The sequence below is a fragment of the Flavobacterium pectinovorum genome (assembly GCF_006438875.1).
Classification (GTDB): Bacteria; Bacteroidota; Bacteroidia; order Flavobacteriales; family Flavobacteriaceae; genus Flavobacterium; species Flavobacterium pectinovorum_A.
The window spans coordinates 1-772 of sequence record NZ_RCZH01000047.1 but is presented as its reverse complement, the minus strand read 5'-3'; the positions used below and the strand labels follow the sequence as shown (position 1 = coordinate 772).

Sequence of the window (772 nt, the reverse complement as noted above, 5' to 3'; positions counted from 1 at the left end):
GTTAAAGCCAATTCAGGTTCCGTAATTGTGATTTGTTCGGTATCAGTACAGCCTTTTTCGTCCGTCACCGTTACGATATAAGTTCCCGCAATTAAATTATTGGCTATAGCCGAAGTTTGTGCTGGCGAAGTATTCCAGGAATAAGAATAAGTTCCCGTTCCACCAGTTGCCGAAGCTGTTGCAGATCCTGTTGCGTCACCTTTACAATTTACATCAGTTTTAGTATTTATGGCTGCAGTTAAAGCAAGTTCAGGTTCTGTAATTGTTATTTGTTCGGTATCGGTACAGCCTTTTTCATCGGTCACAGTTACGATATAAGTTCCCGCAATTAAGTTATTGGCTGTAGCTGAGGTTTGAACAGGCGAAGTATTCCAGGAATAAGAATAAGTTCCTGTTCCACCAGTTGCCGAAGCTGTTGCAGATCCTGTTGCGTCACCTTTACAGTTTACATCAGTTTTAGTGTTTATTGCTGCGGTTAAAGCCAATTCAGGTTCCGTAATTGTGATTTGTTCGGTATCAGTACAGCCTTTTTCGTCCGTCACCGTTACGATATAAGTTCCCGCAATTAAATTATTGGCTATAGCCGAAGTTTGTGCTGGCGAAGTATTCCAGGAATAAGAATAAGTTCCCGTTCCACCAGTTGCCGAAGCTGTTGCAGATCCTGTTGCGTCACCTTTACAATTTACATCAGTTTTAGTATTTATGGCTGCAGTTAAAGCAAGTTCAGGTTCTGTAATTGTTATTTGTTCGGTATCGGTACAGCCTTTTTCAT

At 41.2% G+C, this 772-nt stretch carries 1 pseudogene; it reads right to left on the bottom strand.

The features are described from left to right. Positions 1-772: pseudogene (locus tag EAH81_RS27250) on the bottom strand (SprB repeat-containing protein); the annotation flags it as partial.